Below are 12,416 nucleotides of genomic sequence, written 5' to 3'. Positions count from 1 at the left end.
CGCGAGCACATACATGTCATACAGTAATGGTGGGTCGCGCACCGGCGCGCGGGCGGCCGCTGGACTCGAAGGGCGGAAGCATGGAGAGGGTGTCCGGGCGGCAGGACGAAGATGTGCGGCTGTGGTTCCAGATTTCCCGGCTCTCCAATCACGTGTCGCAGATTCTGGATCGCCGGCTCACGCGTCAACTCGGTGTCTGCCTCTCCGACTTCGTCGCCATCATGACATTGGAGCAGTCGGGGCTCGGCAGCATGCGGATGCAGGAGTTGTCCGAGGCGGTCGGGGTGGGCCAGTCGACGCTGAGCCGGATCGCTCTGAGACTCGAACGCAGTGGACTGGTGACCCGCCGCACCAGCGAGCACGATCGGCGCGGCACCCAGATCGAACTCACCGACCAGGGCCGGGCACTGGTCGCCGAAGGCGGCGCGGTCCTGGCGGACAGTCTCAACAGCGCCTTCGAACTCGCCGCTCATCTTCCGGACATGGCGCAATTGCTCGTGCGCATCCGGCCGGCCGACGGCCTGCCGGCCGAGCGCAATCCGTCGGCCTGACGAGAACGGGACCACGAGAGGCGTTCGTCGAGCAGTGCGACGCCTTGGAGCTGACCGCCCCCCGCTACAAGCGCCGAGAGGCGCGACGCGCGGGAGACCGCGGTGGCCCCATGCCCCTCCGCGCTCCCGTGGTCGGGCGGAACTAGCTGGGAACCGTTCCGACGGCCAGGACGCTGCCTTCGCTGACGTATCCCTCCGGTCGGCGCAGGGGGTGATCCGCATTGTGCGGATCGGTGAACGGCTCCCACGCGGCGCCGATCCCCAGCGCGGCGGCCTGCCCAGCCATGCCGGCGCAGGCTCGGGTGTAGAAGTCGAGCGCGGCCGGGGACAACGGGGCGTGGTGTTCGATCAGGACGGTCTCCTGCCACACCTGCTCGAGTCCGGCGTCGACCAGCCGGCGATGCAGGTCACGGGCGCGCAGCAGTTGAGCCGGGTATCCGCCGGACCGGCCGGCCAGGCGGAAGAGGTCGACCGCCAGGAAGGGGTCTCCGGGGCGCACGGAGACGAGGTCGGCGGCCAAATCCTTGATGGCGACCAGGCCGCCTGGCCGCACCACTCGGCCGAGTTCCTTGAGCGCCAGGGCGAGGTCCGCGTCATTCAGATACTGGGTCGTGTTGGAGCACCAAACGGCGTCGAAGGTGTCGTCTGCGAACGGCAGGGCCAGCAGGTCGGCCTGCTGGACGTCTACGCGTCCGCCGAGGCCCAGGGCCTGTGCCCGGTCCGCGGCTCGCGCCGCGTTCTCCGGCGCGAGGTCGATCGCGGAAATCCGGCCCGGCTCACCGACCAGCTCGGCGAGCCAGGGGAGGAACGGGCCACTGCCGCAGCCGGCGTCCAGCACGTGCCAGCCCGGCTGGATGCCCACCTTGCCAAGAGCGGCCCGGTAATGCGGAGCACAGGCAGCGAAGTGCGACGCCACGATGTCGTCGCTGGTGAAGGCGAGACCGGTGGAGGCAGTGTGGCCCCAGACCCGGTGCTCGTCACCCGGAGCGGCCGCGCCGCCCCCGCCCGCACCGGACATTCCGGCGACCTCCGCGAGCAGATCGAGGAGGGCTTCGGTGACCGCCCCCGGCGTCTCCAGGGGCTGCAGGTGACCCGAGCGGGGGATGGTCACCAGCCGCCCCCTCGGGGGCAGGGCGGCCAGCGCGGCAGTCTCTTCCCGCGACACCAGCTCGTCCTGCTCGCCTGCGACGACCACCACCGGCGCATCGAGATCGGCCAGTTCGCCGCTGCTGTCAGGGCGGTCCGCGATGGCGTGCTGGGCCCAGGCGACCGTAGCGGGCGACGCGCAGGCAACCTGCTCGGCGACGGCCGCCAGGACCTCAGGCCGCTCGTCCCTGGTGGCGGCGCCCACCAGGCGTGGCGTGCTCTCAGAGACGACCATGTCCCGTGAGGCGTCGTCCAGCATCATGGCGGCGAACGCCCTGCGCGCCTTGGCGGCGGCCGGCGTGTCCGCTTGCGCGCGGGTGCCCAGCAGCGCCAAACCCCGGACTCGGGAGCGGTGCCGGCGCAGGAAGGCGAGGGCCACGTAGCCGCCCATCGAACTGCCGGCCAGAACCGCGTCCTCCAGGTCATGCTCGTCCAGGAGGCGGGCGAGGTCGTCGGCGAGCAATTCGAGGGAGGGCGGGGCGGCGTGCGGCGGGGCCGCCCCGAATCCAGCCAGGTCGGGGACCAGGACCTGGTACCCCCGAGCGCGCAGCGCCCCGGCCTGCTCCGCCCACATCCACGAGGACAGCGGTAGCGCGTGTAGCAGGACGACGGCGGTGCCGGGAAGCGGGTTCACCGGGCGCCCTCCAGCTCGGCGGCCGCGATCAGCCGGGCGGTGGCCGCCGGCAACGGTCGATCGTGCAGCCAGGCGACCGAGACAGGGGCGGGCGGCAGGTCGTGCACCGGCACCGCGACCGTGCCGGCCGGCAGCGACCTGGCGAGGGACAGGAAGGACAGGTGCACCGAGCGCCCGTCGGAGAGGATGGCGGCCATCGCCTCCAGCGTGGTCATGGGGTGCACCCGGCGGATCGTCCGACCGGCCGGGGTCACTCTGGGCACCACCAGATCCCACACGTATGGGGGGAACGCTCCCGGCCTTTCGAACGCCTCATAATCGGCGACCTCCTCGACCGACACCGCCCGTCGCTTCGCCAGCGGGTGTCCGGCACCGGCGATCAGGGCCCGGGCGTCCAGTGCCACCGGACGGCTGAAGGCGATGTCCGGTTCTCGGAGCGCGTACTTGACGAGCATGGCGTCCGCCTGGCCGGACCTCAAAGGACCGAAGGGGTCGCGGACGTCGTACTGAACGAACTCGACTTCGCCGGGCCGCAGCCCGGCCCGGTTGAGGATCGACTCCGCGGGTCCGGACGAGCCGTGGATGCCGAGGCGGAGCGGGCGGTCCACGGGTACGGGGGAGTTCACGGGATCTGGCATCGTGGGGTCCTCTTCTCGGTGTTCGCGCCGCGGCGGGCCGGCCCGGTTCACCGGTGCGGCATCGGCTCGGTCAGCGCGGCGTATGCCCGCAGCCTGTCGGGACGGTCGTGGTCGATGTCGACGCGCATGGCCGCGACCGGTGCTCGGAGACCGTTCAGCTGAGGCACCCGGCGCAGCGTCAGCCGGTCACCGCTTGTGATCAGCCCGTCCTGGACGGCCTCGACGAGTAGATGGTTGAGCTGGACGAGGGTCCCGCCGACCGTGTGGCCGGACACCGCCAGGTACAGGTCGCGGTGGACGGCGGGACGCGCGGCCCCGTCTGGTGCCGGCAGCTCGACGGTGACCGACGGTGAGGCGGTGACCGGCCGATCGGCGACGAAGGTCTTGAGCAGCCGGCGAAGGGTCCGGGTGGCCGCGGCGGGCGCCGGGCCCAGCCAGGCGACCGAACCGTCGGTCGCTACCCGGGTGAAGGTGAAGCGTTCGCGGAGGTTGCCGGGCTGCCCCGCGAGGAAGACCGTCCTGGTGAAGGAGCGGCGCCAGGCGCGGGCCGTCGCCTCGTCCAGCGAGAGCGCGAACAAGCAGGTTTCACGGACCCATTCGGGCAGGTCGACGGAACGTACCACGCACACCGCGGCCACCTCGTCGGCGCCGTTCAGTGAGTCCCGGACGGCGGCCAGACCAGCGGGAGAGGAGAGGTCATACTCGGCCACCAGCTCCGGCCGTGACGCCAGCACTCGCCGCACCGCGGTGTCGAGCAGGAGATCGGGAGTGAGGGTCACAGCAGCACCTCAGAGAGCAGTCCGGGTTCCGGAGCCGGCCGGTGCCGGCCCAACAGCGAGGACACCAGGCGGTAGGGGTCGATGTAGAAGTGGTCGCTCCGGTGCCGCTCCAGCAGCGCCGTGTCTGTCCGGGCCGCGACAGTTCGAGAGCGGTCCAGCAGCCGCTGCGCGCGGGCCGTCCAGTGCGCGAGCCGTTCCAGCCGGAACGACTCCTGCTGTCCCGGCCCGAGCGAGGCCACGAAGTAGAGCCGCATGCCCAGGCGGAAGGACTCCGGCTCGCAGCGGCCGTCCATCGCGCGGAGCAAGGCGCCGAAGGAGTGATCCTGCCAGCCGCCGTACCGGGCCGAGGTGATCCGCCCGTCGACGGGCACCCTGCTCAGGGAGACCCGCCGGACCGCTGGGCCGCTCCGCGCCAGCAGCCGTGCCAGGAGCTGGTAGTCGCGCTCGAGGCCGCTGTCGTGGAGCAGGACGACCTCGTCGTACGCGGGGGCCAGCGGCAGGAGCTCGCGCAGGGCGCAGGCCAGGTAATTGGGGCGTCCGTCGGCCGCGACGATCTGACGCAGCGGCAACCCGTAGCGCGTGGCGTCCAGGTAGACGGGGCCGCCATCGGCCCGCTGGTCGAGCACCACCCCGGCCTGCTTCAGTTGGTCGAGGGCTTCTTCCAGGCTGAGTCCCGGCGGCTGGTGGACCTCCAGCCCGGGATCGCGCAGCCCCAGCCGCGCGTAGTGCCCGGTCCACAGCCGCAACACCCGTGCTCCGGCGGGGTGGACCCAGCCGGTGTGCTCGACGGCGTCGGCGTACGGCCGCAGTGCGGCGGCTGAGACGGTCTGCGCGCAGGCCCGGTAACCGACATACAGTTCACCGATCTCCTCCTCGGACATCTGCGAGTAGTCCACGTCCAGGTGGAACTGATCCAGGTAGTACCAGAAACCGAGCGTCTGCTCGGTGGGGTGGTAGGTGGTTGGGCTGTACCGATAGGTCGCGTCCGCCACCAGTGCGGTCGCTCGATACAACACGTCCGTCCAGAGCAGGCCCTTCAGATGGCTCGGTGTCAGTGGCTTGGACGGAGTCACCGTGACGGGCGCTACCAGCACCCGAGGGCGTGCGCTCATACTCTGGCTCCCTGCTCGGCGGCGGTTATGGTCTGCAGGAGCTCCTCCCTGGTCGGTGGCGCGGGCATGCCCACGGGCCTGCGAGCGGCGCCGCGAACCCTGTCGCGGAAGCCCTGATCGTCGAAGACCGCGTCCGGAGTACTCAGGCTCATCAGCACTCGCGTCAATCCTCGCCAGACCGTCGCATCGTGGTGCGCCGCCGCGGCGATTTCCGCGAGGGCGGGGCGTCCCGTGGGCAGGACGGTCGGGGGAACCGCCTCCGGTGAGCCGGCCGTACCTGAGCCGCCGGCCGTAGCTGAGCCGCCGGCCGTACCTGAGCCGGCCGCGGCGCGCCATGAGCGGATCCGGGCCGCACTGTCCTGCTCGGCCTGCTGGTACCACGGGCGGAGCAACTCCTCGGCGAGGTCGGCCGCTCGCGCGCGCTGGGCGGCGTCGGGCACCGGGTGGGCGGCCAGCAGGTCCGCGACGTGGAAGGCATGTGCCAGGGCGAGTGACATGCCCCGCCCGTACAGCGGGTCCGTGATGCAGGCCGCGTCACCGACGGCGTAGACCCCATAGGGCCGGCCGTCCTGTTCCGGGCTGGTGTGCAGGGTGTTGGGCGGTGAGGTGATAGCGCGGACCGCTGTCAGTGGTTCGGACACCCCGGACGCCAGCCAGGGGGCGATGCCGGGGGACAACCGGGCTGCCGCGGTGAAGGCGCGGGCCCCGCGCAGCGGCCCGGTTGCCCGATCGCCGGTCAGAGTGCCCAACGAGACGGCGAACACGCCCCGGTCGGCGGGGTGCACCACTGCGGCGTAGTGGTCCCAGATGCCGCCGGCGGCGTTACCTCGGTTGAGGGGTCCCGGTCGGGCGGAGGGATCGGTCAGCCGGTAGAAACGAGTGAAAACGCGGACGGCCGTCGGCCCGGTGCGGGTGCCGCCGGTCGTCCCCGTCCACGTGCGGGAGAGCGCCCGGCGACCGGTCGCGTCCAGGACGATCGCGGCGGGCACCAGCTCACCGGTGTCGGTGACCACCCCGACGGGTCGGCGTCCGGAGCCGTCCAGCCGCACTCCTCGTACGGCGGTGCCGTAGGAGAGGGTGATGCCGGGCCGGGATGCGGCCGCCCGGTGCAGCACCTCGTCGAGCACGATGCGGCGGACGGCGAGGGTGGCCAGTTCGACATCGGCCTCTTCCCGGACGAAGGCCCCGGGGGCTGAGGGAGCCGATAGTGTCAGGTCGAGAACCTCCGCTCCGGCCTCCAACGCCGCCTCCAGCAAGTCCGGCGCGCGCTTCCGCAGCAGGCGAAGGCCCAGAGAGGTGAGGACGTGTGAGTGGCCGGTCTGCGGGGCAGACGAACGGACCGGCCAGTCGGCCGTTCCCACCGGTGCCGGTGCCGGAGCCGGTGCCCGCTCCAGCACACGGACCGTGAAGCCATGATCGGCGAGGGCGAGTGCGGCGGCGAGCCCGCTCAGGCCACCTCCGACCACGGCGACGGTAGTGCAGTTCAACGCCGATGCCCGTGGACGAAGAACACCCGCCGTACGTCGGGCACCGACCGGTCGGGCACCGGGTCAGGCCAGCGGCCGAAGTCCGCCCCGGGCTCGCCGGGTTGCACCGCGCGGACATCGAAGCCCACCTCGGCGAACAGCTGCTCCGGCGTGTCGCTGCCGAAGACCCACGGGCAGCCCCAACCAGCGAATACCTCCAGCAACTCGCGCATGTGAGGCAGGGTCAGCGCCGCCGCGTTGACGAGATCCGCGGCGATCAGGCTGCCGGGGCGGCTCAGTGCCGCGACCCGTGCCAGCATGCGCCGGGTGTCCTCCTCGGGAATGTAGTAGAGGAGGCCCTCGAGAAGCCAGACGGACGGTTCGTCCGGTGCGTAGCCGGCGGCGATCAGGCGCTCTTCCCAGTCGGGGGAGGTGAGGTCGGCCGCGACGGCGCGGGGCGCCACCCGTGGGGCGGCGCCCCGCAACCGCTCGTCCTTGAACGCCAGGACGCTCGGCCGGTCGACCTCGAAGAACCGGGTGTCTCGTGGCCAGTCGAGGCGGTAGGCGCGGGAGTCCATCCCGGCCGGGGCCAGCACGACCTGCCGGACCGCCGGATTCCGGACGGCCTCCTGGAGGTAGTCGTCGAAGAAGCGAGTGCGGATGGCGTTGTAGTCCGGGGTGCTGGGCAGGCTCCTGGGCGCGTTCGGAGGGAAGGTCGCCGCCCGGATCTCGGCCAGCAGCCCGAGGCCGGCCTCACCGGCCAACCGGGCGGCGTACGGGTCCTCGTACAACCGGTCTTCCCGGAGTGTCTCGGCCGCCCGCAACGCGGCGGTCAGCAGCGCTGTACGTTCGACGGGGTTGAGCAGGTCGGGCAAGATGACTCCTTCGTCAGGAGGGTTCGGATCGGAGCAGGCGTTCCCAGAGCGCCTCGTCCTGCCGGAACAGGCGGTCCTTGACCTGTGTGGGTCGCACGCCCTCCGCCACCACCCGCAGCCATTCACGCCGGAAGGCATCCGGGGCCAGCAGGCGCAGCCGGACGGGGCCCAGGCGCCCGTCAGCACGAACCCGCCGGTAATCGGCGGACTCCACTGTCAAAGCGGCATCCAGCAGGGCACGCAGGCGTGCGGACTCGTCGGGGTGCCATGGCGTTCGGGGGGAGATCGCAAAGGTGTAGGCGGGGCCTTCGCCCGGCTCGTTCTCGACGCGGCAGGCGGCGTTGTGCAGTTGGAGGCCGGTGGCGTCGAGCGCTGCCCGCAGGGCACGGATGACCTGGGCCTCGCGCAGCCGCTCGCCGGCCGTGTCGGAGCGGTTGGCGCGTCCGGCGTACTCCATCCTCGGGAGGCCCCCGACCTGGTCCACGACCCGTACCACGTCGCCCACCGCGTACCGGTAGAGCCCGCCGACGTGGCTGAACACCACGTGGTAGTCGCGGCCCGGTTCGATCTCCTGAGGGAGCAGCGTCGCGGTGTCCGGGGCCAGGTCGGCGTCCGCGTCGACGAACTCGTACAGCGCGGCCGAGGCCACCAGGCTGCCGGCCGTCGGATGGCGGTCCAGCGGCACGGCCACCGGTCCCTCGGACGACGCGGTCGGGGCCGGGAGGGCGGTGACGCCGGCGCCGAACTCCTCACGCAACGCGGGCAGGTAGAGCGAGGCCATCCCAGTGGTCCAGCAGAACAGTGCCCTCATTCGCGGCCATACCAGCGAGGGACGCACCGCGCCGTGGTAATCGGCCAGCGCCTCCAGCTGAGCGGCCCGGCCGGGATCGGGAGCGTTGTAGGGCATCCCGCCGAGCGTGCCGTCGCGGACCTCCTTCACGATCCGGGACCACCACAGATCGAGCTGGTAGGGAAGCGCCCCGATCATCGCCGGGTTGATACCGATCAGGCACCGCACGTCGCTCTGTACGGCAAGCCGCAGTCGTAGATATGTCTTCTCCAGGTGATCGCCGGGGTCGACATCAGAAGGGAGCGCTGCCCATGGCGCCGCCGTCCCCGGCTCGGCCGACAGCGGTTCGCCGAACTTCTGCCCGAAGTCGACCTGGCTGGCACCCACATGGGGTTTCCCCGCCGCCGTGGTAGGCGGAGCCGTCAGCGGATCGTGCTTGAGATTCAGCACGGCATCCGTCCGTGCCAGTACGTCGGGGAAGTGCTGGGCCAGCGGTGCCCACGCCGCGTAGTAGAAGGGGAGAAAGGTGGTGTGCATGAAGCGAGGGGTGATCGGGATCTTCTTGTGCGCCCCGGTGCTCCCGCTGCTCGTGAAGTAAACCACCGGGTCGTCGGCCGACAGCACGCCGGACTCGCCCGCGGCTGCCCGCTCGATCCATGGCGCGAGTGCCGCATAGTCGTTGATCGGCACCGCCCGGCGGAACTCGTCGATCGTCCGGATCCGGCCGAACCCGTGCCGCCGGCCGAAGTCCGTGCCGGCGTTGAACCGCAGGAAGTCCGCCAGCACCTCCCGCTGCCGGCCGGCCAGGTCCGCGCCCTCCGCGGCCAGCCGAGCGCGCTCGGAGAAGACCCGATCGCGGTAGAGACCCTCGTGTCCGGGACTGCCCCAGCCCCCGCTGTCGGCGGTCACGGCGCGAGCGCCCGGAGTACGGCATCGGCCGTGCGCGCCGTGCCCGCCTGTTCCTCGACGAACGTGACCGGCAATCGGTCCACCTCTTCCAACATGAGTTTGCGGAGGTTCCTCTGGTACTGCTCGAAGCCGGCCCGCTCGGGTTCGGTTCCGTAGTACTCCATCGGGTTGAGGGACATTCCGGAGCGGCTACGGCACCATGCGGACTCCGGCGTGACATCCAGGTAGACGACCCGCTCGGGCTGTGGGAAGGAGCGCCACCAGTCGTACATCGGGTTGTGGTCGATACCGGCGAGCCGGCACTTCGCGAGAATCTTGTAGTAGTAGGAGTCCACCAACACCGGCCCGGCCTGGCCGGTGGCCGTGGCCTGGTCCCGCAGGTGCACCACGGCGGTCTGCAGCAGGGAAGCCAGGAATTCGGGGGAGTACGTGCGCCCGAGGCCCGGCAGCACCTCCTCGACGACACTGCGGCGCAGCCGCGCGATGAGGGCATGCTCGCTCCGGACGAGGCCCGCGTCTGTCGACACCAGGCGAACGGAGGGCAGCCGCCGGGCGATCTCCTTCATCGCAGTCGTCTTCCCGGCGCCATCCGGGCCGAGCAGGACGAAGAATCCGGCGTCAGCCATCCGCCGGCACCTCCCAAGACTCGACCTGCGGGCTGTAGGTGAACAGGCCGTCGCCGCCGGGGTCGCCTTCGGCGATGCGAGCGGAGTCGGAGCGGAGATGGCGGAGTGGAGTGGCCATGAACGCACCTCTATTCACGAGGAGCTGGTGTCCGTGCGGCGGCATGGGCCGCACGTGAATTCACCATCCAACCAACTTCAAGAACTTGTCAAGCACTTCTAAATGCATGCAACTGCAAATATCTGCCGCTGATGGTGGCCCAACGAGTGCGCCCGCGACGGCGAGGCGGTGCGCCCTCGGGCAACTCCCGGCCGCCGGGCGGCGAGTGTGGCGAAGCAGGCGACCAGCGGACCGTCTACGCACGTGATCATGGATTTGGCGGCCGGCGGCATGCTCTTTTCGGCACATTGCCGAAGTCAGCCCACCGGGCGGTCAGTGCCGGCCCCGTACGGCTTGCGCAACTCTCTCTTGAGGATTTTGCCTGATCCGGAGACGGGCAACGCGTCGAGGAACTCGCAAGATCGCGGCGCTTTGTAGCCGGCGATGTGGTTCTTGACGTGGGTCCTGATGTCCTCGGCGGTGGTGGTCGCGCCGGGGCGCAGGACGATGACGGCGTGTACTCGCTCTCCCCATTGTGCGTCCGGTACGCCGATGACGGCGCAGGAGGCCACCGCGGGATGCTGAGCGATGGTGTTTTCGACCTCGGCGGAGTAGACGTTCTCGCCGCCGGTGACGATCATGTCTTTGATCCGGTCGACGATGTAGAGGTAGCCGTGCTCGTCGAGGTAGCCGCCGTCGCCGGTGTGCATCCAGCCCTCGCGCACCGCGGCGGCGCTGTCGTCGGGCCTGTCCCAGTAGCCGAGCATCACGTTGGCGCCCCGGACGGTGACTTCGCCGACCGTGCCTGCCGGGGCGGGTTGACCGTCGGAGGTGATGACGCGGACCTCGCAGTGGGGTGCGGCTCGCCCTGCCGAGCGCAGCGGCGTGCCACCCGCCAGGTGCTCCCGCGCGGTGAGCAGTGTGGCCACCGGGGCCAGCTCCGTCATGCCGTAGGCCTGGGTGAAGCCGGCTTTGGGGAATGCCTTCATGGCCCGGGTCAGCAGCGCCTCAGAGATCGGGGCGGCGCCATAGGTGACGGTACTCAGGCTGGACAGGTCGTGGTCCTGCCGCTGGGGGTGGTCGACCAGGAGCTGGATCATCGTCGGGACCAGGAATGTGGAGGTGACGCGGTGCTCTTGGATGGTGGCCAGAACGCGAACCGGGTCGAAGGTGGGCACCATGATGTGGGTGCCGCCGACCATGCTCTGCGCTGTCCAGGAAGCCAGGTCGGCCAGATGGAACATGGGAGCGACGTGAAGGAAGCGCCCGCCGGGTTGGGCCAGGGCGCCCAGCGAGAGGGTGCCGAGCGCTGAGGTGATCAGGTTGGTGTGGCTGAGCATGACCCCTTTGGGGTGGCCGGTGGTGCCGCCGGTGTAGAACACCCCGGCAAGGGCGTCGCCACCTCGGCGTACGTCTGGCACTGGTGGTGCGGCGGCCACGAGTTCCTCGTAGGAGAGTGTCTCGTCGGGGGTGGGGCCGTCGCCGCAGTGGATCACGGTGGTCACCGTGGGAGCGGCGGCGCGCAGGGCAGGGAGCTGGGCGGCGAAGGCGTCGTCCACCAGCAGCACCGCGGTCTGCGAGTCCCGAAGCGCATAGCCGATCTCGGCGGGGGTCCAGCGGGTGTTGATCGGGTTCACCACGGCGCCCCGCCACCAGGTGGCCAGCAGGTATTCGTGGTAGCGGTCGGAGTTGAGGGCCGCGATGGCGACGCGGTCGCCTTCGCTGACGCCCAGCTCGCGTAGCGCTCCGGCCAGTCGCGCGACGCGGGCGGCGGCGTCGTGGTGGGTTCGGATCCGGTCGCCGTGGATGGTGGCGGGCAGGTCGGGGGTCTGCTGCAGCGCGCGGTGCAGCACCTGGGTCAAGTACATGTGATCCTCCTCCCTCAGCCCGTTGCCGCCTGGCCGGCTTCGCGCGTGAATCTGGTGATCGCGGAGGCGAAGGTGTCAGGCTGTTCGATGTGTCCCATGTGCCCACTGTCTCGCAGGAGGACGAACTGGGAGTGGGGGATGCCTTCGCGCAGCATCTGCCCCCAGTGGGGTCCGCAGATGAAGTCGTGAGCGCCGCTGATGATCAGGGTCGGCGTGGTTATGCCGCCCAGCATGTCGCGGACGTCGAAGGGTGGCTCGGCGGCGCGCATGGGATCGATCCAGGCGCGCAGGGACGCCCGGAGAGAGGCGAGTTCGTCCTCGTTGGCCCAGTAGTCGGCGAAGTAGGCGGGCAGGATGTCGCGCACGCCCTGGGTGCAGGCCTCGTCGTCGGTGGCGGCCAGCGTCCGCCGGAAGGCGTCCGGGATGCCGGACGCCTCGGGCTGGCCGGGGTGGAGTCGAGGGAACTGCTCGAGGTTGCCGATCGCCCGGTTCCAGAACTCCTCACCGGTGAGCGGTGAGGTCTCGAACAGGATCAGGCCCGCCAGGCCGGTGGGGTGGTTCAGCGCATAGTGCTGAGCCACGAACCCGCCGTGGGAGTGTCCGAGCAGGAACACGCTCGGCGCGGCCAGGTGTTCGACGAGGCCGTGCAGGAACCGGGCGTAGGTGTCGATGCGGTAGTCCTGCGGGTGGGCCAGCCGGCCGGACGAGCCGGTTCCGATCGGCTCCACGTAGACCAACGTCAGGTGCCGCTCCAGCTCCGGCATCCGCAGGTATTCCCAGCCAAGTCCGGGACCGCCCGAGTGGACGAGGCACAAAGGACCAGCGCCGGCGACGTGGTAGCGCTGAAGGACTCCCCGGATGCTCACGGTGTGGGTGCCGGGCAGCAGCGGGTCGGCGGTGATGCTCACCTGTGCTCCTTGATGTA

The 12,416-nt window shown here is 70.7% G+C and carries 12 protein-coding genes; 1 reads left to right on the top strand and 11 read right to left on the bottom strand.

Annotated features, from left to right (window positions below; genetic code table 11):
- Nucleotides 1-80 precede the first annotated feature (80 nt).
- Nucleotides 81-551 carry a MarR family winged helix-turn-helix transcriptional regulator gene (locus ABH927_RS06880; RefSeq protein ID WP_370019127.1) on the top strand — a complete coding sequence of 157 codons (471 nt, stop codon included), beginning with the start codon at nucleotides 81-83 and terminating at the stop codon, nucleotides 549-551.
- A 142-nt stretch (nucleotides 552-693) separates the two neighbouring features.
- Here the strand turns inward: ABH927_RS06880 and ABH927_RS06875 are convergent, their stop codons facing one another.
- The 11 genes from ABH927_RS06875 to ABH927_RS06825 form a co-directional block, all read right to left on the bottom strand.
- The gene (locus tag ABH927_RS06875) at nucleotides 694-2,331 is read right to left on the bottom strand and encodes an alpha/beta fold hydrolase (RefSeq protein ID WP_370019126.1); all 1,638 of its coding nucleotides are present in this window, start codon (nucleotides 2,329-2,331) and stop codon (nucleotides 694-696) included.
- The gene (locus tag ABH927_RS06870; protein ID WP_370019124.1) at nucleotides 2,328-2,969 is read right to left on the bottom strand and encodes a LysR substrate-binding domain-containing protein; all 642 of its coding nucleotides are present in this window, start codon (nucleotides 2,967-2,969) and stop codon (nucleotides 2,328-2,330) included. The genes ABH927_RS06875 and ABH927_RS06870 overlap by 4 nt, the downstream gene beginning before the upstream one ends.
- 47 nt (nucleotides 2,970-3,016) lie before the next feature.
- Nucleotides 3,017-3,748, bottom strand: coding sequence for a DUF6182 family protein (locus tag ABH927_RS06865; protein WP_370019122.1), 732 nt, complete (start codon nucleotides 3,746-3,748; stop codon nucleotides 3,017-3,019).
- Complete coding sequence (locus ABH927_RS06860) at nucleotides 3,745-4,860, bottom strand: hypothetical protein (RefSeq protein WP_370019120.1); 1,116 nt, start codon at nucleotides 4,858-4,860, stop codon at nucleotides 3,745-3,747. The genes ABH927_RS06865 and ABH927_RS06860 overlap by 4 nt, the downstream gene beginning before the upstream one ends.
- The gene (locus ABH927_RS06855) at nucleotides 4,857-6,347 is read right to left on the bottom strand and encodes an NAD(P)/FAD-dependent oxidoreductase (protein WP_370019118.1); all 1,491 of its coding nucleotides are present in this window, start codon (nucleotides 6,345-6,347) and stop codon (nucleotides 4,857-4,859) included. The genes ABH927_RS06860 and ABH927_RS06855 overlap by 4 nt, the downstream gene beginning before the upstream one ends.
- Nucleotides 6,344-7,201, bottom strand: a complete 858-nt coding sequence (locus ABH927_RS06850; protein ID WP_370019117.1) for an SAM-dependent methyltransferase — start codon at nucleotides 7,199-7,201, stop codon at nucleotides 6,344-6,346. The genes ABH927_RS06855 and ABH927_RS06850 overlap by 4 nt, the downstream gene beginning before the upstream one ends.
- A 13-nt stretch (nucleotides 7,202-7,214) precedes the next feature.
- Entirely contained in the window at nucleotides 7,215-8,900 is a 1,686-nt protein-coding gene (locus tag ABH927_RS06845; RefSeq protein WP_370019115.1) for a GH3 auxin-responsive promoter family protein, read from the bottom strand.
- Nucleotides 8,897-9,526 carry a hypothetical protein gene (locus ABH927_RS06840; RefSeq protein WP_370019113.1) on the bottom strand — a complete coding sequence of 210 codons (630 nt, stop codon included), beginning with the start codon at nucleotides 9,524-9,526 and terminating at the stop codon, nucleotides 8,897-8,899. The genes ABH927_RS06845 and ABH927_RS06840 overlap by 4 nt, the downstream gene beginning before the upstream one ends.
- On the bottom strand, nucleotides 9,519-9,644 hold the full coding sequence (locus tag ABH927_RS06835; RefSeq protein WP_370019111.1) for a hypothetical protein: 126 nt from the start codon (nucleotides 9,642-9,644) through the stop codon (nucleotides 9,519-9,521). The genes ABH927_RS06840 and ABH927_RS06835 overlap by 8 nt, the downstream gene beginning before the upstream one ends.
- Nucleotides 9,645-9,940: 296 nt before the next feature.
- Nucleotides 9,941-11,491, bottom strand: a complete 1,551-nt coding sequence (locus ABH927_RS06830) for a long-chain fatty acid--CoA ligase (protein ID WP_370019109.1) — start codon at nucleotides 11,489-11,491, stop codon at nucleotides 9,941-9,943.
- 14 nt (nucleotides 11,492-11,505) lie between these two features.
- On the bottom strand, nucleotides 11,506-12,399 hold the full coding sequence (locus tag ABH927_RS06825; RefSeq protein WP_370019106.1) for an alpha/beta fold hydrolase: 894 nt from the start codon (nucleotides 12,397-12,399) through the stop codon (nucleotides 11,506-11,508).
- Nucleotides 12,400-12,416: the final 17 nt, after the last annotated feature.

The sequence above is a fragment of the Planotetraspora sp. GP83 genome (assembly GCF_041262585.1).
Classification (GTDB): domain Bacteria; phylum Actinomycetota; class Actinomycetes; order Streptosporangiales; family Streptosporangiaceae; genus JAOEGB01.
This window is presented reverse-complemented; position numbering and strand designations above follow the sequence as displayed.